The sequence below is a fragment of the Paraburkholderia sp. EG286B genome (genome assembly GCF_040965655.1).
GTDB lineage: Bacteria > Pseudomonadota > Gammaproteobacteria > Burkholderiales > Burkholderiaceae > Paraburkholderia.
In genome coordinates this window covers 106,854-127,653 of record NZ_JBFRCF010000009.1, presented here as the reverse complement: position 1 = coordinate 127,653, position 20,800 = coordinate 106,854, and the positions used below count along the sequence as shown (strand labels likewise).

Genomic DNA, 20,800 nt, shown 5'->3' with positions numbered 1-20,800 from the left:
TATGAGCGCATTCCACGTCAGATCAGCAACGTCAGGCGACCGGGAAAAAACAGAAAGAGTTACTGGATGCAGACCTGGTTGAGGTCAACTGTTCTGCGGTACATGTTCCTGTTGAGCCAAGGGACGAACGTGTATTCGTCGTATGCGTTGGCGCCGATGTAGATCCAGTTGTGCAGTCTGTTGGACATGTCAGTTAGCTCGAATAGAAGGTTGGTGAGTAGTGCTGTCCGCATCCGGGACGCGCGGCGACACTACGGCTGGTGCGAACGCGGGACTAATATTTCGCTTATCTGGACGGCGGCCGCCTATAGACGAGAGAAGGCTGCTGGCCAGAAACAGGATTTTCGTTACGCAGTCGATGAAAGCGACGGCTGGCTGGAGCAGCGGTCCAGTAAGGTGAACCGCTGCAAGCGCAGGGGCGATCGCGAGCGCGCTCATCGCGCAAAGAAAACAGAAGACCGAGCGTGCAATCCGGGAGTTGAGTACGACTGCGAGCCCGCACACCACCACGATTAATCGTGTTCCTATCGTCGTGGCTAGCGTGGCGTCGTCTGTCGATGTGAAGTCGAGCGCTATCTCGATCAACTCCCACCAGCAAACGACAAGTGCTGAAACGGTGGTCGCCAGCCCGGATGGCTCGATGCCGCTGCGGGCATCGAGCGCGGGCTGTGGCAGATCGCCATGACGTGTGCGCTTGCTGAACATGGTTCAACCCCTTCGCCGACATACTTGACGGGAACACCTGCGCGCCGTGACTCACGAATTGCTTGCTGCCAGTTAGCGAACAGCTTGCGACGCATCGGCTCCTGGTAGACGGAGAGGGACCTGTCACGACGTCATAAATCAGGCGCCGAAGCAACACCGTCTATGATTGCCAAGATAGAAGGAAGATCGGTATCGATTCCATTCTGCTAGCGTATCGACCTTCGCCTACCGTTGCTTGCGGCATCTATACGTTCGTATGACCCGCATTGCCAACGGGGTGAAGCAAGTGTGCGGATGGTACGGACGCGAATGGACAAAAGCCGGTTTCGAACCGGGGGCACACAGCGAGTCGCAACGCTGCGCCAGGCGCCTGGCTATACATTCCGGAGGGATAGCGCGATATACGCCGGTATTATGGACAAGCAGCTATTGGCCAGATAGATTGGATTCGCGGGTACTTCGGCGGAAAACTCATGCCCTCAAGCCGTCCAACTAGCGCTCCGCCCCCGAGCCGGGCTCAGGGGACCGTCTGGATTGTTGACGACGATGAATCCTCGCGCCTTGCAATCGAGAGCCTTGTGGAATCGCTCGGCTATCCGACGCAGGTCTTTGCTGCGCCGGACGAGTATCTGGCTGCGCGCACCGCCCGCTTGCGCACCGAGGATGGCGTCCTGATTTCCGACATCCGTATGCCCGGCATGACCGGCCTGGAGTTGCTCGATCGTCTTGTAGCGCTGGGCGCAGCGCCACCGACAATCTTTGTGAGCGCGTTCCCAAGTGACGAGCTGCGGTTGCGGGTGCGGGCAAGCGCGGCCGTCGCGCTCCTCGATAAACCAGTGGACGCCATGGCTCTTAAGCGCGAACTTGCAAACATCCGGTTCTGACCCGGGAACCGGAAAGTCGACAGTTGCGCCCCCTCCTTTGAATCATCTACCACCCGTCAGCAAGCAGACGTTGATACTGCGCCCTGTTTCCATTGCCACGGGCTTGAACACGATGTCCGCGAGCGAATGTGCGACCTTGGGGAAAATCGCAGCCTGCCTGGCGTGAAAGGCGCATTTTCCGCCGCTGCGTTGTGCGCACGTATTGCACGCGAACTCCCTGCGCCTTATACCGGCGTATAGCATTCGATGCGCACGTAGAGGCGGCGCTACCCGTTAGTAGAATGGAATCATCGATCTGGCAAGACTATCTTGTCTTATGGCAGGTGCGATCGGGCGGTGGGTTCGCGTTGAGCGTTTTCATATGGCGGCTCATTCGTATGCATCAAAGGGGTTGAATCCGGTCCGTCGACACGCTCCGGCAAGAAGTCCACGAATTGCATTATCTTTTGTACTAAGGAAAGCAAAATGTTGGAGAACTGCGCTGAATCTCAAACTGCCGAGCAACTGAAGGACGTAGCGGAATTGCACAGCTGGATTGAAGCCTGGTATCACCATTCCGTTTTGGTTGGCTACATTCAGCCCATGTACGTTCTTGACAACTTTACTGCACACCGTCTTGAAAACTATTTCCGTTGGGGCCTTACGCCCTGCGAGTGCGCTGACGTGATGTTCGGAACCTTGCATTGAGGGTGGCTACAGACCGCGCGATAGCGCCACTTTGTTCGTAAATCGATGTAAGACCTCGGAGAAAAGCCAGTTTTCCTTAGCGTGTATTATCCGGCACGCAGTCTTGCCGCCGTTGGGTCGGCGTGACGTTGCTCCGGGGATGGGGACGCCGACAATCGTCGTGAGTGCGTTCACGAGCGACCAGGTGCGCTCGCGAGTGCAGGCGAGCCAGGCCGTGACGCTTCTGAATCAGTGGACGCGCTAGCACTGAAGCCCGAGCTTGCAAACCAATCTGAACCGGGCACACGGGACCGGCGTGTTTGAGTGTGTTCCGCCCATCCATGGCGGAGACTTCTCAGGTATGCGGCTGCCCAGGCTTCGGGCCGATATCGAGCGCAGCGGCTTTGAACACGAGATCCGCAAGCGAATGCGCGTCCATTTTTTTCATCAACTGTCCCCGATGTATCTTCACGGTGATTTCGCTGACGTTGAGCTGCACGGCGATCTGCTTGTTCAGCATGCCGCGCACGACCAGGGCCAGGATTTCTCGTTCACGCGGCGTTAGCGAGTCGTAGGCCGCGCGTAGCGCCGTGAGGCTTTGCTCCTTTTCGAGGCGTTGCGCGTCCTTTGAAAGTGCCTCGGAGATCGCGTCGAGCATGTCCTGGTCGCGAAACGGCTTCGGGAAGAAATGGAATGCGCCAGCTCTCATCGCTCGCACCGACATTTCCATGTCGCCGTGACCGGTCATGAAAAGCACCGGCATATGCAATCCTTCGCGAGCCATCGCCTGCTGGAATGCCAAACCGCTTTCCCCTTTCAGCCTGACGTCGAGTACAAGACAACTGGGGCCACCGGATTTGCGGAAATCGAGGAATTCCCGGACAGAGCCGAATGTTTCGACGCCATACCCGACCGACTCCAGCAAGTCGCGCAACGCGAGACGGATGGACTCATCATCGTCGACGACGAAGACTGTCGAGCCACGGATACCACTCGTAGCCGACGGAACATGTCTATCGGTAGCCATGGAAAGTCCCTGGTAGGCGCGGACGAGGCCTGCAGTATCTGGCGTGCCTGTCGCACGCACGTCGTGACCTGTTCGAGGAAGAACCACCATTTTAGTATGGTACGGCGATAACCAGGGAAGGGGGTAAATGTGCGAACGCAGTTCTGCGCCGGCTCTGGCCGGATCGTATGCTCGAATTGAATTCCGGTTGCGTCGTGGCATGCTCGGCACCGCGAACGCTACGGCCGGCCGCTGTTACCGCTGAGCCATCACAGCTCTTACGCCGCCCCGGTGCATTCGTGTCGTTCGGCAGGCAGGGTCAGCCGGAACACTGCGCCGCGGGACTGCCCCGGACTGGCCTCGATGCGTCCGCCGTGCGCCTCCGCGATGGACTTGCAGATCGCTAGACCCAGCCCCATGCCTTCCGGTTTCGTCGTATAAAATGATTCGAAGAGGCGTGCGGATTCTGCGCCCTGTATCCCGGCGCCCGTATCCCGCACCTCGATGAACGCATAGCCTTTCGGATCGACGCCTGTCGCGATGGTCATTTCGCGGTGTTGGTCGTCCACGTCACGCATTGCATCTATCGCGTTCACTATCAGATTGATGAGTACCTGTTGGACCTGGACGCGATCGCCGTCGATAAAGAGAGGGGCATCTTCGATTTCCTGCATGAGCCGGATACGGTTGCGCGCGATGTCGGCCCGAGTTAGCACGGTTGCTTCTTTTACCGCTTCGTTCATATCCCAGCGCTCCGAGCGCGGCGGCGCCTTCTTGACGAGCGAACGTACACGCGCGAGCACCTCGACCGCGCGGTCGCCATCGTTGACGATTCGCGCAACGGCCTGCGCCGCCTTCTGCGTGTCCGGGGGAACGTGACCGAGCCAGTTCAGCGCCGCCGTCGCGCTCGTCATCATCGCGGCAATCGGCTGTTTGATCTCGTGTGCGATGGACGCAGTCATCTCGCCAAGGACGAGTACGCGGTTCATCCGGAAGAGGTCGGAGCGCGCCTGCTCGAGCGCATCTTCTAGGCGCACGCGGTCGGTAATATCGTTGTTGGTTTCGAGAACCATCGAAGGTCGACCGGCCGCATCGCGCTGCAACGTCAGGCGGCCGCTTACGATGCAAGTTGCGCCGTCGGCCCGACGCCGGACGAATTGGCCTTCCCAGCTATCGTGCTGGAGCAGCCAGTCGATGATCTGTTCTAGCGGTACAGTGAATTCCGTGTTGAGCACGGTGTGGACGATTTTGCCGAGGACTGCCTCTCGGTCGAACCCGTACAGCGCTTCCGCGCCAGGGTTCCAGTAGAGCACTTTCCCGCTCATGTCCCACGTCAAGAAGGCATCGCGAGTCAGTTCGAGCAGGCTTGCCTGATATCGATGCCTCTGCTCGGTCCGCACATTGCGCATCATGAGAAGCGTCACCACTGCAATCGTGACCACGCTTATGATTTCATTGATGACTCCCTCAATGACAGGGCCGCCCGGCTGCGTGAGAATCCAGCTGATCGCAGTGAGCGCGATGCATGCCGCGCCCGCCCACATTACCGTACGAGTCGACCCGGACCTCGCTGACAGCAACACGACAAGCACGTACAGGGTGGCTACAGCGATGTCGAGGACTGTGACGGTATCGGCGATGAAAATGAGCGACGCCAATGCGGACATCGCAATCGCCATCTGCCAGTTGCGGAAACGAAGCCGGTCCATTCGCAAATGTTCGGATAAGTGCACCAACCGCGACATGAAAGACCCGCCGCGTCCTCGAAACAGTATAGGGCGCGATGTACTGTTTCACGAACGCGCGTCTGCTTGCAGAACCAAATCAGGTACCGAACGAGTTCCTTCGTGTTGCAGCGCGGCAAGAGCCGTCTTCGCCTCATCGCTTGGTGTGGGTCGCGGCTGGTTCGAGTTGGTGCACGTGTCCCGGTTATCGGGCACGAGCTCTGGAGGAGACGCGGAGATGGTTTGCCCGAAAATCTTCTCGCCATTGGGCGCTCAGTGAATCCCGACGCCCAGTGGAGAAAAACTTGACGACGGTCTGCAGGACCGACCGGCCGTGCTGCTTGACGCTATCTACCATGAACTCCTGCTCGAAGCGCCGGAACTAGTAAGAGTCGCTCAAGCCTTCATTTTATATTGACAAAATAATCAGAAATGAGTGTAATTAACAAAAATGCGGCAATCCGGGCAGATGTTGATTTATTGAGAAACCGCCCCCACAGGCGCGCGCCTTCGTTGCGGTGAATGCGGAACGCGGCACCACGTAAGCGCTACGTATTGATCGCGACTGTTTGACACTAACGTTAGGCCTCGAAATCATCATCCTGCTCAGGATCTGACAGCACGTATTGACGTGGCGCTCAGGCGGGCCAGTGTCAGCTCAACCTGCAGCGAAGTGGATTGGCATGAGTGACTGCGACTTTCAACTCTGGCGCCACGGATGACGATTCCTCCGCCGAAAGCTCGCGCACATCAACTGCCGTCAAAAATACGATGTTCGCTGCCACTGCACGGGCGGCCGCGACTCTCCTGGATGCTCGATTAGTGCGGCGCGGACTCATCCGTCGTCACCGTCACTTGCGCGGATGCGCCTCTTGGGTTGTCGAAGCGAACCAACAGTTGACCAGGCATAGGCCAGGAGCATTGATATGACAAGAGGTCGTCGCAAGAGGGCAGTTGTTGATGCGCTGTGGCTGACTGAGCATGAAATGGAGCTGGCGCGGGGCGTTTCCCACATCGCGAGCATGCTGCACGAAGAAAGCATGCAGGCGGCCATCAGGGAAACGCTTCACCAGTTTGAGGCCGCACACGGACGCGAGGATCTGAAAATATTTGCGCGCGCACTCGCCATGAAGCTACAGGAGCGTGGGGACCTGGGAGCAGTCGAGGCGCTTCAAGGGTTTATAAAGCGTGGCCGCTCACCTGACGCAACGTCCTGAACCGACACTCCGAACCGGTGGCGGAGAAGATCGTGCTCATGCGCCGAAGGTACATGACAACGGCGCTGAAACACGAGTCCACTGCTCGCAGCAACGAAGAAGGGAAACGTCACGTTGCTGACCTCGTCACCGACCTCGGCCAGCTCGTTGATGAGCGCAGATATGATCGATTGGGCCGGCGCGAGCGAACCCGCTACCGTGAGCCCGATTGCCGACTCGCCCAGGTTGCCGCAGGCGTATCGGAGCGCCTGAGCGAGGTGATAGACGAAGCGCACGGGCTCGTCGTCCTCGGCGTCGATCGAAAGCCAGGCGACCAACACGCCCCGTGCCGCAGCGGCTGGAGCCACGTCAGCGCGAGGGACGTCTTGCCGAAGCCGGCCGGCGCCTTGATCACCATGAGCCGTTTGTTCTCCGCGTCCGCGACGAACCGGATAAGGCCCGGACGATCAATAAGACCAGCGAGAAGCCGGGGCGGAACGATGTTCGTAGCGAGCAGTAGAGGAGGCCTCGCTGGGGGCGTTGCTACTTCCCGTGAATCAGCCTCGCGCATCGGCTGCTCTCGGTATGAGGCAGGGTCCGCACATATTGATCGGACTTGCGCGACAGATCGAGCATGTCATCCTTACTGCCCAACGCCGACAATTCTCTCGTTCGCTTGCGCCGGTTGGAGCTTGAACCCAGGCCGGACGGCATTTTCACGTTGTTCGTGGCGCCCCTTGCGCTGGTCAGACACCTGCTCGATTCCGTTGCGCGCCACATCCTCTATGAAGGCCAGGCGGGCCCGGTAGTAATCCACACGAATCTGTGCATGCATTACTTGTTGCTCCGCCTGAAACAGGTCCATGCGTAGGTCCTTCACCTCGCGTTCAGCCTGCTTCTCGGGAGTCGGCGCCTGATGTGCAATCAGGCTTGCAAGCAGTCGCCACATGTTCGGTTCCCCCTGCGTCTGGTTGTACTTTCAATGGTGTCTACCCGCATTGCGTGTTTGCAATTCAGCGATCTTTTAGCCGCCGGACCGGAAAGAGCGACCCCGAAGAGGCGGCGGCCAACTGCACTGATCGATTCGAACGCATTTTGATCAGGATTCCATATTTCACAGTTTCACAACGACCCGACGGCGGCGTCAAAGAAGAGTGAGCTTTTTGGCTGTCTTCATTAGAAGCATTCCATTCCCCGCATTCCGTCATGGGTTCGATATGACATCTCGCTGTGCAAAGCGCCATATAGAAGGAGGGCGCGCTCGCCGTTTTTCCAGATTGTGTGGCAGGTTGCGCGCAGTGCCTTGAATGAAACCGATGCGGCGCTCCCGGAAGAACCCTTTATAAGAGGCGAACGCGGACACCGTGCAACACTACGCATGGACTGGCGAATGGACTTCACAACGCCACCTAACGGCGGTTTCGCTACACGTCTGCATGTCGACCCAGATTCGCCCCCACGCCACGGCGTATTTCAAAGCATGCTCAGCATCGTGGAAGTAATCCAGGGCGGCAAAATTCTGCGGAGAATTCCCTGGTTGCTCGATGACCAGGTCTGCCCGATTGAGACCGTCGAGCATCGGCGCAGCGCTCGCCCTCAGCCGATAGCCTCGGTGCGTGGTTAGAACAGGTATCGTCATGGTGACTTTTCAAATTGCATGGCGCAAAGTGACGAAGCGGCAGGGGCTGCCCGCACGACGTTGCGGGCGCGTCCCGCGCCGTAGAGCACTGACATGCACGGACTGCATCAGGTATCCCATGCCGGTGCCCGAAATCCTGCGATGCCGTTTAGCTCCAGGAGGTCATGTGCAAAACAGTAACCAGGAATGTGTTCCCGTTCTGGCGCGAGCTGTCGGCGCCAAAAGGCCTACTCCTTTGCAATGGATTCGACAGATTCAAGCTTCTGGCGGGTCCGTTTGGCAGTAGACGCAGCGTTGAGATCGCTTTCAGGAGTTTCCACTGCTTGTCTTGTGGCTTTCGCCACAGTTTCGTACACCGAATTGGCCGTATCGCTTGCGGTCGTGATGAATGTCTTCCATGCCGTCACTGCGGCTTCACTTCCCGCTGGCGTATTTGCCGTTAGCCCGTCGATGAAAGAGCGCGCATCGCTCTGGAACTGCTTGCACTGTGCTTCGGCGAGCGCAGAAAATTCGGCTTGCGTGCTGGAGAGGATTTCGTAGACGTGGTGCCAGTATGACTGCACCCTCTCAAGGACAGGTTGCGCCAGGATCGACTGTTGCGAAAACGTTTCCTGAGGATCTTTGGCCGAAAGTGCCTTGATGACAAATTCCTGATTTTCAGCGAGGATCGATTTGACCGCTTGCACATTCAGTTCGGCCAATCTATCAATGCCTTCGAATGCTTTGTTCAGGAAAACAAACGATGTTTCGACGCCGGCTTTCCGCGCGGCGACGAGCTGTTCCGTTGTAAGACTGCTCATCAATGGCTCCATGAAAGGTGGATGTGCCGAATTCCACGAGATCCGCTCGCGGACAACAAGACACAGAAGAGAGTCAGTGGTGCGATGCAGCAATATCCATTCTAGGTTCGAGCTGGCATATGTCAATGGTTTGTTCGTGCAAGCCGCTTCAGGTCGCGAAAACAAATCTACAAACGCCCGGCGGGCTTTGGTTTGGGGGCGCTCACCAGGTGGAAACCCGAATAAGGAATGCGCTCACGCCGCAAGCGCAAAAATTCATTCAGCAGACATTTGCGACGCAGCAAAGCGCGTAGCAATCCGTTTTTGTGCGCGCTTCGGAACCCGCCGCCTCAGAACTCGACTGCACGAACCGGTCATTGCTGGGTGGGACAAGCGGAACAAAGGTGAGAGCGGTAAGTAGGGGGGCGAGTTCGTCGCAGAGTGAACGCGTCAAGGCACTGGAGGGTGAGGTCAAGAAACGACGGTGTCGTGCGCTAACCCGGCGTTCTTCTGCTCGAGCAGCTTAAGCCCCTTTTGGTGCGAAAGCTTTGTCGCGTCGCCAGCAGGCACGACCACACGCGCTAAAACGGCGTCGATTGGCGTCTTCGTATTCCCTCTGGCGGTCTGACGCACCATCGAGTTCGTCCTTTCGCATTTTGCGCTTGTCAAGCGTCTACGCGTGCTAAGTCGCGACCGGGACGATCCGAGTGCAGGGCACGGTATCTACCAAGCGACAAAAGCAGCGCGCTCGCGCCAACGAGCAATACCGGCGCGAGCCGCAGCGGCAACTCGTAATTGCCGTTCATATCGAAATATCGGCCGGCCGCGAGCGGACCTATTACCGCGCCGAGGGCATACCCCGCAAATGCGATCCCATAGTGCAGGCCGAAACGACGCAGACCCAGATAGGCGCGTACCAGGTACGAGAGCAGATCGCCTTCGGCGCCTATCGCGAGGCCGATGCATGCGCATGCGAGCAGGGCGGACTGCAGTGACGATGCGTTCATCAGAAGCAGATAGCCAGCCGTGCCGGCGAGAAAAAATCCTGTACCGATAAGAGGTGCATGGAAGCGGTCGATCAGGACACCCGAAAGCAGGCGTCCGACGAGAATTCCAATTCCGATAAGCGACGCGCAATGTGCAGCAGACGAGGCGGATAAACCGCGGTCCATCAGCAGCGCAGGCAGATGCGGATTGAGCGAGAGCGTGGCGCTCGAAGCGAAAAACGCGACGAGAAAGATAACGGCGAGCTTAACCGGCGAGAAGGGGCGGGTGTCGTCGGTGCGGCTGGCGAAGCGGTCGTCGTGTGCCTGCGCGTGTGGTGCTGGGCGACGCTCGCTGAGGAGCGCATATGCGATCAGCGAGCCCACGAGCGAGACGCCCGCGATGATCTGGTAGGCGTGCCGCCACTGATACGCGGCGATCAGGTGCTGCGTCGCAGTGGGGGCGATCGCGGCACCGATGCCCAGCCCGATCATCGCGCAGCCTGTGGCGAGACCGAGTCGTCTGTCGAACCATTGCGGCAGGATCGCGAGATACCCGAGCACCGAAGTCGCCGCGCCGGCCACGCCGATCAGCAGTGAAAGCGCGATCCAGGCCATCGTGCTGCCATTCTGCAGGCTCATGGCCGCCACGGCGAGGCTGAACACGATCGCCGAAACGAGGATCACGCGGCGCACCCCGAAGCGGTCCATCAGCATGCCGACGAACGGGCTCGCCACCGCCAGGCCGCCCATCGATGCCGCGTACGAAACGACGGCCTGCTCGCGGGTCCAGTGAAACTCTTGCAAGACGTCGGGCGCGAATACGCCCGCGGTGGCGTTGAAGGCGGGCGCATAGCCGATGGCCATGCCGATAGCCGCCCCGCCAACGATGGTGGCGAGCTGTAGCTTGCCGGGTTCTGCGATACGGGTTGCTGCAACGGGCGCTGCGGGAGTGACGCTCATGATTGTCTCCTCATGGCTCTTTTCCGGCGCGGCTCTGTGGCCGGTCTCGCCGGATGGATGGTGAACGCGGTGGCGCCTGTGCGCTGCGGGTCAGTCGAGACCGCGGCGGTCGCCGAGATACGCGCCGGCGCCTTGCAGCTCTGGTTCGAGTCCGAGCAGCCTGAGCATCTGGCGGACCGTGCACGCCGCCGTAGACGTGACCGGCACGCCAAGCTCGCGTTGCGCAAGCTGCAACGCGGGCAGCGACGGCATCTGCACACAGGCGGAAAGCACGACCGTATCCACGCCGCGAGTATTCAGGCGCTTGACGTCGTCGAGCAGCTTGAGCGGGTCGCGCGAGCCCACTTCGAGGTTGTCTTCGATTGAGAAGTTGATCGCGTCCTGAACCTCGATGCCTTCCGCCTCGATGTATTCGACGACGCGCCGCGTGAGCGCGTCGCTGTACGGTGCCATCAACGCAATGCGCTTCGCACCGAAGCTCTTGAGTTCGTCGACGAGCGCGCCCGCTGATGTCATCACTACCGGCCGCGCGACGTTCGCGTCGATGGCCTCGCGCAGCGCCTGCGCCGCGGCGCGATGGTAGCCGTGGCCCATGCACATGATCGCGACGAGGCACGCGGTGCTGAGCACATCGACGCGTGCATCGGCAAGCTCGACGGCGCAGCGGCCCATGTCGCGGTTCATGCGTTCAAGTTCGTCGGCGACCACCTTATGCATACGTACGCGGCTCGAATGGAACGTGAATGTGTGTTCGGGATGGTCGCTCATGTATGACGCGAACATCGCCGGAATCTCCTTTTCCATCGTGATGTTCGAGCTGGGCACGATCTGCCCGATGCGGTAATTCATGTCCTGTTCACCTTGTTGTGACGGCGCGCCCGTGGCGTGCCAACGTCGCGCGCAGCGGCGCGGGAATGTCCGTGCTCTCGCGCACGTGGGCGTGAACGCAGATCGGGGAGAAGCGCGCACTGAAGACCGGTTCGCCGCCAGGGCGGCGGCCTTCACAGTGCAAGTCGAAGCTGCGTGTGCGGATCTCGCCGACGTAGCATTCGAGATCGACGACGTCGTTGGGCCAAAGCGTGCCCCCGAAGTCGAACGTCATGCCGCGACAGGGCAGACCCACGCCGTAAGGCTGGCCGAGCGCTTCCCCCGAGCCGCCCGCGATGTGATCCTTGAAGAGCGCCAGGGCGCCGAGCAGATAGTCCGGAAAGCGCCCCGTGTAGACGACGCCGGCCGGATCGCAATCGCCCCAACGTACCGTTCGCCGCACGACGAACGGTGTGACGCCTAGCACGTACTCGTAGCTGTGCGTCATTGCATGGCCTCGCCGGCCGGCACCGCGCCTGCGCTCGCCAGCTCACGCATGAGTGCGGGATACTGCTCGCGCAGACGTGCTGCGTCGACGCGCCCCGTGCGCGTCATGAACTGGTAGACGAACTCGTGCGGGGTGTATGCGTTCATCCATTCGCGGATCTGTTCGTACCATTCATACGAGGCTTCCGACGCGCCGATCAGCCGATCCTTTGCTTCGCGGCGCACCTGGACGTACGCGTGCAGCGCGGCCCCTGCGTCGTCAGCGTGTGCTGCGATAGACTGTGCGAGTGCGATCGAGTCTTCCATCGCGATACGCGTGCCTGAACCGATCGAGAAGTGTGCGCTGGCCAAGGCATCGCCGATCAGCACACGATTGCCGCTGAACCAGTTCGCGTTGCGGATCACCGGGAACTGCCGCCAGATCGAGTTGTTCGAGACAAGACCGTGGCCTGCGAGTTCGGGCGCAAAGACGCGTTCGAACAACGCGCGGCGTTCTTCGGCGCTGGCGTGTTCGAGGCCGAAATCGTGCCACGTGTTGTCGTCGCATTCGGCCACGAAGGTGCTCATGTCTTCGGAATAAGGGTAGTAATGAGCGACGAAATAGCCGCCTTCATGGCGTCGGAACACGAGCGCGGGACACGCAAATGCCTTCTGCACGCCGAACCACGCGAAATGATTGCTCAGGTCTCGCCGGGTCGTGCCAAATCCCACTTCATCGCTCGCGCGCACAAGCGAATTGATGCCATCTGCACCAACAACGATGTCGCCGTCGAGCGTCGCGACGTCGAGCACGCGTGAGGACCAAGTCGCGCGAATGCCAAGGCGGGCAGCGTGCTCCTGCAGGATCGAAAGCAGTCGCAGCCGTGCGATCGCCCCGCCCCCCTGGCCCGGACGCTGCACTGTGATGGCCCTCTCGTCGCTGACGATGGTCTGCTGTGTGCTGAATTTCATCGCCCTTACCAGCTCGGCGCAGACTTCTGGAGCAGCGTCGCTGAGGCGAGCGAGACCTGTGTCGGCGAGCACGACTCCGAAGCCGAACGTTGCATCGGGCGCGTTCTGCTCGAACACTTCGATGTCGACGCCAGGCGCGCTCTGCGCAAGCAGGATGGCGAGAAAGAGGCCGGACGGGCCGCCGCCTACGATATCGACTTTCATTGTTGCACCATCGGGCTGATCACGAGTCGGTCGGTATCGAACTGCTCGATGCGGCCTGCGAGGCCGCCCGTGAGCGCGCCGTACCACACCGCGGGCTTGAAGCCGAGCGCCTTGCGGGTGAACGTGATGCCGGGATTGCCGTCAATCCGGATATAGCCGTCGCCGGTCGTCGTCGTGCGGTAAATGCCAGACCCGCGCGCTGCGTCGACGAGTGGCCGGAATTCGGGTACGTCGAGTACGAAGACCGAAGCAACCCCAGCCTCGCCAGAAACTTCCAGACGCCGCCCCTTGCACTGCCACACCGGTTCGATCGAGGCAAATGGTTCGCCGGCCGCGCCTCGCCGTTCCATGTCGATTGCGGCTTCGATCGTGCGGGCGGCGTCCGCGGCATCCATGGTGTCGAACGGGCGCGTCTGGTAGGTGATTTCGATCGGGTAACCGTTCGGATCGTTGAAGTAGATCGACTCGATCACTTCGTGACGTACCTGATAGCGCAGTTCGATTCCTGCCTGCTCGACACGCGCGCGCCATGCGGCCAGCTCGGCCGCGTCAGTAACCTGCCACGCGGTATGCGTCGCTCTCACCTGGTAGTGATCGCTTGGTGCAAGCCGTTCAGGACGCTCGGTGCCGATGTAGTAGAAGAACGCAATCGTGCTGCCGTTGCCGCTGTCGAAGAAGAAGTGCAGAAAGTCGGCGTGATCGACTGGACCCCAACCGCGCGCGGAGATCGCGTGCACGAGCGGCAGGCCGAGCAGGTCGCGATAGAAATGCACGGTTTCTTCGAGCTTCCAGGTGGGGCGCGCGGTGTGATGCACGCCGCGCAGCACGGGGCCCGCGAGCTGGTACGAGTGGATGGGCTGGTTCATGACTTATCCTCGATTGGAGGTGAATGCAGCGCCCTCATGCTGGAGACGCTCGATCAATTGCTGGCGCAACAACACCTTGCTGCGCTTGCCGGACGCGGTGACAGGAAATTCGTCAATCAATTCGAGTCGTTCGGGCCATTTGAACTTTGCGAGTCCTTCCGCTTCGAGAAAGGCCGTAAGTTCGGCGAGCGTGAGCGTCGTGGCTGCCGGGTCGAGCACGACGAACGCGCAGACCTTCTCGCCGTAAACCGGATCGGGCATGCCCACGACTGCCGACGCATGCACGTTCGGACAGCAGTTAATGACGTTCTCGAGTTCTTCCGCGTTGATCTTTTCGCCGCCGCGATCGACGACGTCTTTCGTGCGACCCCGGAAAAAGTAGTAACGCTTTCCGTCGATCACCTCGGCCATCATGAGATCGCCTGAGCGATAAAAACCGTCGGCGGTGAAGCGATGCACGTCTTCCTTTTCCGACTTGTAATACCCGCGAATCGTGTACGGTCCGCGAAAAATCGCTTCGCCCGTTTCGCCGTCGGGAACTTCCTTTTCGCCGCCAATTTCGACGATTTTCACCTCGTCCCACGTGGACACCGGGCGGCCGACGGATTCGTCGAGCGCGTAATCCGGATCGCCTGCCTGCGTGAACATGATCACGCCCTCGGTCATGCCGAAGATGTGATAGCAGGGCGAGCCGAGCATCTCGCGCAGGCGCGGCGCGTTCTTCGGGCCGATCAGCTTGCGGCGCGCCTTGGTTTCGGGAGCGGCACGCCTCATCTGGTCTGCCACGCGTGAAAGTATCGGGCCCGCAAGGCCGTACCAGGTCGGGTCGTAGTGCTCGATCGTGGTTGAGAGCGTTTGTGCGGAGATATCGGGGCACACCGTCACTCGCCCGCCCGCAAGGAGGATCGGCCCGAAGAAGCAGACCATGTTCATGTTGTGCATGAACGGCGTGGGCATGAAGAGGACGTCGTCGCTCGTATAGCCGTTCCACGCCGCGACAGCCTGCATGTTGTATAGATACTCGTTGTGAAAGCGAGGGATGATCTTCGGCACGCCGGTCGTGCCGCCTGAGAGCTGAAATACTGCGGCCTGGAACGGATCATCCTCGATCTGTGCAAGCCGTCCGCGCGCTTCATCCGCGGGCATGCCTTCGATGAGCGACCACAACGCGAGCGTTTCGCCGCGTTGCACGCCGCGCGCCTGGATCGCGATCTTCAGGGACGGCACATGCTCGCGCATTTCCTCGGCGAAGGCGACGTCGTCGAACTTCGGGTCATCACCCTGGATCACGTGTACCGTCGCCTCGCAGAGATTGCCGAGATACGTGATCTCATGCTTGCGGAAGGCCTGGAGCGCGCACAGCGGAATCAGCGAGGCCTTCAGGCAGCCAATGAATGCGATCAGCAACTCGTTGCAGTTACCGCACTGCAGGATTACGCGATCGAGCGGCCGCGCGCCGAGCTCGAGCAGCGCAGCGCCGAAGCGGTTAGTGAGGTCGTCGAGTTGCGCATAGCTGTACTCGGCCTCCGGGCCGACGATCGCGGGCTTCGCGGCATGTTTCTCGAACGCTTCGCGCAGCGCCGATGTCAGCGACTGCGTGCCGAGCACGCCGGCGTCGAGATACGCGCGCAGCCTCGCTTCGTCGGGGTATCGCACGCCCGGCAACGCGACGCGGGGTCGGATTGTCTGTTGTTCCAACGTTGTCTCCATCGTGATGCGAATTCCAGTATTCAGTGTGCGCCGAAGCGCGTGTTCAGCCATTCGACGATATGGCGCCCCGCGATCTCGCGTCCCGACGGCTCGTCGCGTTGCAGTGCCATGCCGTGGTGGTTGCCGCGCACGCGAATGCGGGTTTTGTCGGCGGCGCCGAGGCCGTTGAAGATGACCTCGAAATCCTGCGGGAACGCACACTGGTCCCCCGTGTATTCGAGCAGCAGCGTGGGGGCGACGATCGACGCGGCGCATTTCTCGAACGATGCCTGCGACGAAAGTCCCGACCACGTCGAAAGCCACGATTCCGGCGTGACCACGCGCCCGAAGGCAACGCTGCCCCAGTTCGACGCGAACGGATCGTTGCCCCACAGCGAGCCGGGCTTGCGATCGGACGGATCGAGCGAGGTATCCCACGCGCGCAGATCGGCGTCCGTGCGCCAGACCGGGAAGATCGGCGCATGCGCAGCGACGCGACGATCGGCAAACGAGGGCGCTTCGCCCTTCAGGCGGCGGCGCGCATCCAGCTTTCGTTCGATCAGGCTGCGCGCTTTTTCGTCGAGTTGCTTTGCACGCAACAGTTGGGCTGCGCGGTAGCGTTCGACGAACGCTTTTGTGTAGCGCGCCGTGCGCGTAACAGGGTCATAGCCGTTGTCGGGTGAAAACGGGTCGAGCAGGGGATCGACGGACGTCGGGTCGTTCTCGTCGACAACGCTTGGATCGAGACTGTTCAGCAGGATCGCACCTTGTCCCGGATGCGGAGAGACCAGAATGAAGCCGTCCGCGCCCGGCAGTTCAACCTCGGCAAGCCCTGTGGGCCGTCCCGCTGGTGTGCGTGCCAACCGCTGTGCGGAAACGAGTTGCGACTGCTGGTTATAGAACGCGTACAGCGCGCCGCCGCCCGAGTTGCCGAGCAGCACGATATCGCGATAGCCGAGTGTACGCAGATGCTGCATGCCGGCCGCCACGTCGAGCAGGGCGATTTCGTGTTCGAGCCGCAGATCGTTGCCGATAGAACGCGGACCCTGTACCCAGCACGCGCAGCCGGCGTCGAGCACGGCGGGTACGAGGTAGTGCGTCACGGACATCTCGCGCGGATGCATGATCGACACGACCGTCTTTTCCTCGCCCGTCGCCGAAAACAGAAAGCCGAGCGTCTTCTGGCCGTCTGCGGTTTGCAGCGCGTAAGGGACGACCGTATGAGGGCGGCGCATGAGTGCCGGGTCCCAGTTCGCACCGCGCAAACCAGCGGTCACGACCGCTTTTTCCACCTGATCCACGTCTCCTCCGATGAGAATTTGAGCTTGATGCAGATCAGGTTATGAATTAATTGAGACTATGTCAAATAAAATTTGAAGGTACACTGTTGGGACTTGCCCGAGCCACGACTGTCATCGATGACCGCACGTACCACCAGGAAGCCAGAAACCACCGCAGAACTGCCACCGCGCAGGCGCGGACGCCCGCCGAAATCCGCAGCGCCCATCGGCGCGGAATCCTTGCTGTCGCGCAACGTCATCATCGAACGCGCGAGCGAAATGGCGAAGACCCTGCCGCTCGATCAGGTATCGATGGTGCAGTTGGCGAAGGAATTCGGAGTCGCCCCTGGGCTGATTCATTACTACCTCGGCAGTCGCGACGACCTCATTTCCGGCGTCCTGAATGGTTACTACCGGCGGCGTCTCGAAGCGCTGCCAGCCTTGACGGGAAACTGGCGCTCCGATGTGGAGATCATCGCGCGCACGTCTTACTCGCTTGCCAGGGAAATGCCAGGGGTGAGCCTTTATGTGGCTTCACACAACCGCTTTCGCCTGTTTCAGGCGGTGGCGCCGGGCGAGATCGACTATGGGATGGCGCTGTTCAATCACATCACATCCGCCTTCCTGCAAGGTGGCTTCGCCGCCGATCGCGCAGCGCTCGCGTATCACCTGCTTGCGCAATACCTGTTGTCGTCGAGCATTTCAGCGGCGGGTCGCCAGTCGCCTGCGGAACATTCGACCTATCTGCGCGGGAAGTTCGACGAGGTGCCCGACGATCGTTATCCGGCTGCGAAGATCGTAGGTGCGGCCTTCTCACGGCTTAGCTCGGAACAGGCCTTCGACGAGGGCCTGAAACTGCTGCTTGACGGTTTTGCGATTTGGCAGGCGCAGAGCGCGCCAGCCGCCGCAAAGCTGCAAACTGCGCGCGCACCCCGTAAGCTGCGCGGAGCGAGCGCCGGCTAAAGCCTCAAAACTTATGGCGAATGCCGATGCGTACGCCAATTTGCTTATTGGTTGTGGATGGGCTGAAACCGGCGATTGACGCTACGGCGGATTGCCCCAGGGAATCCGTTCCCATCGCGCGTTGCATCGCGGTCAGAAGGTAAAGGTCCGTTCGCTTGGACAGGAAGTAATCGACCGCGAGATCGAGTTGCAGGTACTTCGCGCCGTCGTCGCCCTTTACCGAGTTTCGGTGCGTGTAGTCGATGCCGCTCCCCAGTTGCAGGTATGGAGTGAGGCTGTATCGCACGTTGAAATCAAAGCTGGTAAACACGGCATCGCCACTGTAGCCGAGCGGATTCGGGCCGGACGTCGAGCCGAGGTGGTTGAATCGTGTGTTGGTCGCGGCAAATGAAAAAGCTGCGCCGCCAAGCGTGTACGAAGCGCCGGCGCCCAGAATTTCGAGCGTTTTTGCCGAAGCATATCCAGCGTAGACCGGATACGACTGCGGGCTCGTGGGACTTCCGGCCGAACCGATGTTGTTCGCCGTCGCTGTCCCCTTGTTCGGGGTATTCCCGTAAAAGGATACATTCGGGTCGCGCGCATTCAGGTAGCCTGCGCCGAACGAAAAAGCACCGCCCGTGTAGCCCGCGCCAAGAGACCAGATCTGATTTTGCGTGGCGTTGCCTGCGACACCTCCCAGGCTGTACAGTGCGCCCGCGCTGAAGCCGCCGAATTTGGCCGTGGAAAACTTGATCGAATTGTTGATCCGGTTTGTATTGGTCAGATTGTCGAGGTCATCGGGGTGGGCGCCCATATAGCCGGCCCACGATCCCGAAGCCGCAAATGGCTGCACAAAATCGATGAGAGGGTCGTATTGCCTGCCCAGCGTCACCTTGCCGAGCGGATTGGACAACCCAATGTAAGCCTGGCGACCGAATTCAGCACCGCCTTGTGCCAGCGCGCCGCTATTGGCAAGGAAGCCGTTTTCCAGAACGAATATCGTACTCAGCCCGCCACCGAGGTCCTCTGAGCCGCGCAGGCCCCAACGGCTGCCGCTAAGTCCGGTCGCGTGAGCGTCTGTCAAGGCGAACTGTGAGCCACCGACGGGCTTTCTGCCCACGACACCTGTCTGTGCATTATTCGTATACGTCAAGCCGATGTCGACAATTCCATAGAGCGTCACCGAACTCTGAGCGTAGGCCGGCGCGGCAAGAATGGCAGTAAAGGAACAAAGCGCTGCGTGTCTCCGAAGCATGCTGCATCTCCATATAAGTAGTTGTACGAATTGTTGTTGTCTTGAGTGCCATCTGACCGCGCTGTCACATCGGCTTATTTGATACAGAATCAATTATGCGATAGAAATTTAGCATAATTGAGAGCCGTGTCAATAATTGAGGGGTCGCTCGGGTTACATCGTTTACCCGGGTAGTCCGCTGTCCTTAAGCCTCGGGGGCCAAGAGGGCAAAACAGCGTTGAATTGGCCGTATTCGTTCGTTGGAGGCGAGAGGAAGAGGGGCAAGTGCGGGCATGCGAAACCGCAACGGCAGCGGCCTTTTAGGCGACTTGCGGCAAGGGGGAGTCGAGCTGCTCTCGAAGGCAGGCTGAAAGGTCGGCTGCGGAGGCTGCCCCGGCGACCGGTACGCCCGCGGCAATGGTAAGAAAACGCTGTGGACGCCGCTAGCGGAAATTGCGAGCGACAACAGCTACCGACGAACGTCGGGAGGGAGAATCTCAAGCAGCTGCCTGACCGAAGCCGATACCCGATTGTCGGCAAAGGCCGACCTGCCCGCACTTGAACTTAGCCGGGTAGTGGCCACTTGCCTCATTTAGTTACTCGTATGCGGCCGCTTGGCGCCGATGGCCTCTTTTCCGGCGGCTCCTACCTTACTGACTATTGAGAAACACACGAGGCTCGGTCTGTAAGTCGGCGATCTTGACTGCGTACGCTCATGGCTAGCTTCCGGGATCAAGCAGATTTGAGGAGAAATCGCACGATTGCGCAGCCAGGCGCGCCACCGCGGCACTCAACGAATGTGACTGTTCTGCCCGATGCATGGCGATGTATCTCACAGGTGGCAGCGCGGGCCGCGTGGGCACCACGACGAGCGCGCGTCGCTCGAGCATGCGCGCGAGGCATGCTTTGGGTAAGTAGCTGACGCCGAGCCCGGAAATCGTCAGCCCGATCTGCGCGATGAGGCTGTTGCTCGCCAGCACTTTCTGCAAGGCCACGCGTTGTTCTTCCAGAAACCGGCTGTAGACGTAGCCTGTTCCGGATAAGCCGCCCTGCAAAATCAGCGGAAACTTCGCGATCTCCGCCAGCGGAATGGCACGTTTGCCCGGCGCGAGGCTCGCCGCGCTCATCCATGCATTCTCGACCTGACCGACGAGCGTGGCAGCGAACGCCTCGACCTCGTGCGTCTGCGGCACGATGATGACGTCCACCGTCGCCGCCGCCAGCCGTTCGCGCAACGTCGCGTTGAGATCGACTTCCGCTTCGACCTTGACCTTCGGATACTCGGCTTGAATCGCCGCGATGAGACGTGGCAGCCACGTCAGCGCCGTGAGCTCGGTGACACCGATGCGAATCTGTCGCACCAGCGATTCCTTCGAACTCATGCGCTCGACGATCCGGTCGCGGCGTTCGAGCAATTCCTTCGCGTGCTCGAAGAAGTCCGTCCCTTTCTCCGTGAGACGCGCACTGCGATTCGCGCGGTCGAACACCGCGACGTCGAACGCACGCTCCAGTTCCTGCACGCGCTTGGATACCGCCGACTGGGTCGTGTTCAGGCGCGTCGCCGCGGCCTCGAAGGAACCGAGCTGAACGATCCAGTACAACGCTTCCATCTGCTTGAAGGTCAGCATGAGCTCGGCATTGTCATCACTTAAAGCGATAGTTTCTCATAGAAAAAAATCGTTTTTTTAGTTCTTTTCGGCTGGTTACCTTTTGCTGTAACGAGTCCCGGGCGAGGCTCGCCAGGGTGCGCTAGTAAGAAGCGGCCTATCCATATC

Annotated in this window: 20 protein-coding genes; 3 read left to right on the top strand and 17 right to left on the bottom strand. The window is 60.2% G+C overall.

Features of this window, described 5'->3' with window-relative positions; genetic code table 11:
* Positions 1 to 59: 59 nt before the first annotated feature.
* Positions 60 to 188: a hypothetical protein gene (locus tag AB4Y42_RS20820; RefSeq protein WP_302057933.1), complete on the bottom strand. Its 129-nt coding sequence runs from the start codon at positions 186 to 188 to the stop codon at positions 60 to 62.
* Between the two features lies 1 nt (position 189).
* Complete coding sequence (locus AB4Y42_RS20815; protein ID WP_368695195.1) at positions 190 to 705, bottom strand: hypothetical protein; 516 nt, start codon at positions 703 to 705, stop codon at positions 190 to 192.
* A gap of 473 nt (positions 706 to 1,178) precedes the next feature.
* Between AB4Y42_RS20815 and AB4Y42_RS20810 the strand changes: the two genes are divergently transcribed.
* Positions 1,179 to 1,589, top strand: coding sequence for a response regulator transcription factor (locus AB4Y42_RS20810; protein WP_368695194.1), 411 nt, complete (start codon positions 1,179 to 1,181; stop codon positions 1,587 to 1,589).
* A 465-nt stretch (positions 1,590 to 2,054) separates the two neighbouring features.
* Complete coding sequence (locus AB4Y42_RS20805) at positions 2,055 to 2,276, top strand: hypothetical protein (RefSeq protein WP_368689835.1); 222 nt, start codon at positions 2,055 to 2,057, stop codon at positions 2,274 to 2,276.
* Positions 2,277 to 2,610: 334 nt separating this feature from the next.
* Here the strand turns inward: AB4Y42_RS20805 and AB4Y42_RS20800 are convergent, their stop codons facing one another.
* The 13 genes from AB4Y42_RS20800 to AB4Y42_RS20740 all read right to left on the bottom strand — a co-directional run bounded on the left by AB4Y42_RS20800 (position 2,611) and on the right by AB4Y42_RS20740 (position 16,804).
* Positions 2,611 to 3,282, bottom strand: a complete 672-nt coding sequence (locus AB4Y42_RS20800) for a response regulator transcription factor (RefSeq protein WP_368689836.1) — start codon at positions 3,280 to 3,282, stop codon at positions 2,611 to 2,613.
* Between the two features lie 257 nt (positions 3,283 to 3,539).
* Entirely contained in the window at positions 3,540 to 4,970 is a 1,431-nt protein-coding gene (locus AB4Y42_RS20795) for a sensor histidine kinase (RefSeq protein WP_368689837.1), read from the bottom strand.
* 1,186 nt (positions 4,971 to 6,156) lie between these two features.
* Positions 6,157 to 6,549, bottom strand: coding sequence for a hypothetical protein (locus AB4Y42_RS20790; RefSeq protein WP_368695193.1), 393 nt, complete (start codon positions 6,547 to 6,549; stop codon positions 6,157 to 6,159).
* A 275-nt stretch (positions 6,550 to 6,824) separates the two neighbouring features.
* On the bottom strand, positions 6,825 to 7,130 hold the full coding sequence (locus AB4Y42_RS20785) for a hypothetical protein (RefSeq protein WP_368695192.1): 306 nt from the start codon (positions 7,128 to 7,130) through the stop codon (positions 6,825 to 6,827).
* 917 nt (positions 7,131 to 8,047) lie between these two features.
* Complete coding sequence (gene phaP / locus AB4Y42_RS20780; protein ID WP_368695191.1) at positions 8,048 to 8,620, bottom strand: TIGR01841 family phasin; 573 nt, start codon at positions 8,618 to 8,620, stop codon at positions 8,048 to 8,050.
* Between the two features lie 450 nt (positions 8,621 to 9,070).
* A complete protein-coding gene (locus AB4Y42_RS20775; RefSeq protein ID WP_368695190.1) occupies positions 9,071 to 9,235 on the bottom strand; it encodes a hypothetical protein in 165 nt (54 codons plus the stop codon).
* A gap of 29 nt (positions 9,236 to 9,264) precedes the next feature.
* Complete coding sequence (locus AB4Y42_RS20770) at positions 9,265 to 10,545, bottom strand: MFS transporter (RefSeq protein ID WP_368695189.1); 1,281 nt, start codon at positions 10,543 to 10,545, stop codon at positions 9,265 to 9,267.
* A 90-nt stretch (positions 10,546 to 10,635) separates the two neighbouring features.
* On the bottom strand, positions 10,636 to 11,394 hold the full coding sequence (locus AB4Y42_RS20765; protein ID WP_368695188.1) for an Asp/Glu racemase: 759 nt from the start codon (positions 11,392 to 11,394) through the stop codon (positions 10,636 to 10,638).
* A 7-nt stretch (positions 11,395 to 11,401) separates the two neighbouring features.
* Complete coding sequence (locus AB4Y42_RS20760) at positions 11,402 to 11,860, bottom strand: acyl-CoA thioesterase (protein ID WP_368689844.1); 459 nt, start codon at positions 11,858 to 11,860, stop codon at positions 11,402 to 11,404.
* On the bottom strand, positions 11,857 to 13,014 hold the full coding sequence (locus AB4Y42_RS20755) for an FAD-dependent monooxygenase (RefSeq protein ID WP_368695187.1): 1,158 nt from the start codon (positions 13,012 to 13,014) through the stop codon (positions 11,857 to 11,859). Before AB4Y42_RS20755 ends, AB4Y42_RS20760 begins: the two co-directional genes overlap by 4 nt.
* Complete coding sequence (locus AB4Y42_RS20750; RefSeq protein WP_368695186.1) at positions 13,011 to 13,880, bottom strand: VOC family protein; 870 nt, start codon at positions 13,878 to 13,880, stop codon at positions 13,011 to 13,013. The genes AB4Y42_RS20755 and AB4Y42_RS20750 overlap by 4 nt, the downstream gene beginning before the upstream one ends.
* Positions 13,881 to 13,883: 3 nt before the next feature.
* Positions 13,884 to 15,578 (bottom strand): AMP-binding protein, encoded by a 1,695-nt coding sequence (locus tag AB4Y42_RS20745; protein ID WP_368695185.1) that lies wholly within the window; start codon positions 15,576 to 15,578, stop codon positions 13,884 to 13,886.
* A 32-nt stretch (positions 15,579 to 15,610) separates the two neighbouring features.
* Positions 15,611 to 16,804, bottom strand: coding sequence for an alpha/beta hydrolase (locus tag AB4Y42_RS20740; RefSeq protein WP_368695318.1), 1,194 nt, complete (start codon positions 16,802 to 16,804; stop codon positions 15,611 to 15,613).
* A gap of 183 nt (positions 16,805 to 16,987) precedes the next feature.
* Between AB4Y42_RS20740 and AB4Y42_RS20735 the strand changes: the two genes are divergently transcribed.
* A complete protein-coding gene (locus AB4Y42_RS20735) occupies positions 16,988 to 17,812 on the top strand; it encodes a TetR/AcrR family transcriptional regulator (protein ID WP_368695184.1) in 825 nt (274 codons plus the stop codon).
* A gap of 4 nt (positions 17,813 to 17,816) precedes the next feature.
* On the opposite strand, the gene AB4Y42_RS20730 is transcribed toward AB4Y42_RS20735, so the two are convergent.
* Together AB4Y42_RS20730 and AB4Y42_RS20725 are read right to left on the bottom strand one after the other, a co-directional pair.
* Positions 17,817 to 19,046: a porin gene (locus AB4Y42_RS20730; protein ID WP_368695183.1), complete on the bottom strand. Its 1,230-nt coding sequence runs from the start codon at positions 19,044 to 19,046 to the stop codon at positions 17,817 to 17,819.
* A 698-nt stretch (positions 19,047 to 19,744) separates the two neighbouring features.
* The gene (locus AB4Y42_RS20725) at positions 19,745 to 20,653 is read right to left on the bottom strand and encodes a LysR family transcriptional regulator (RefSeq protein ID WP_368689850.1); all 909 of its coding nucleotides are present in this window, start codon (positions 20,651 to 20,653) and stop codon (positions 19,745 to 19,747) included.
* Positions 20,654 to 20,800 lie beyond the last annotated feature (147 nt).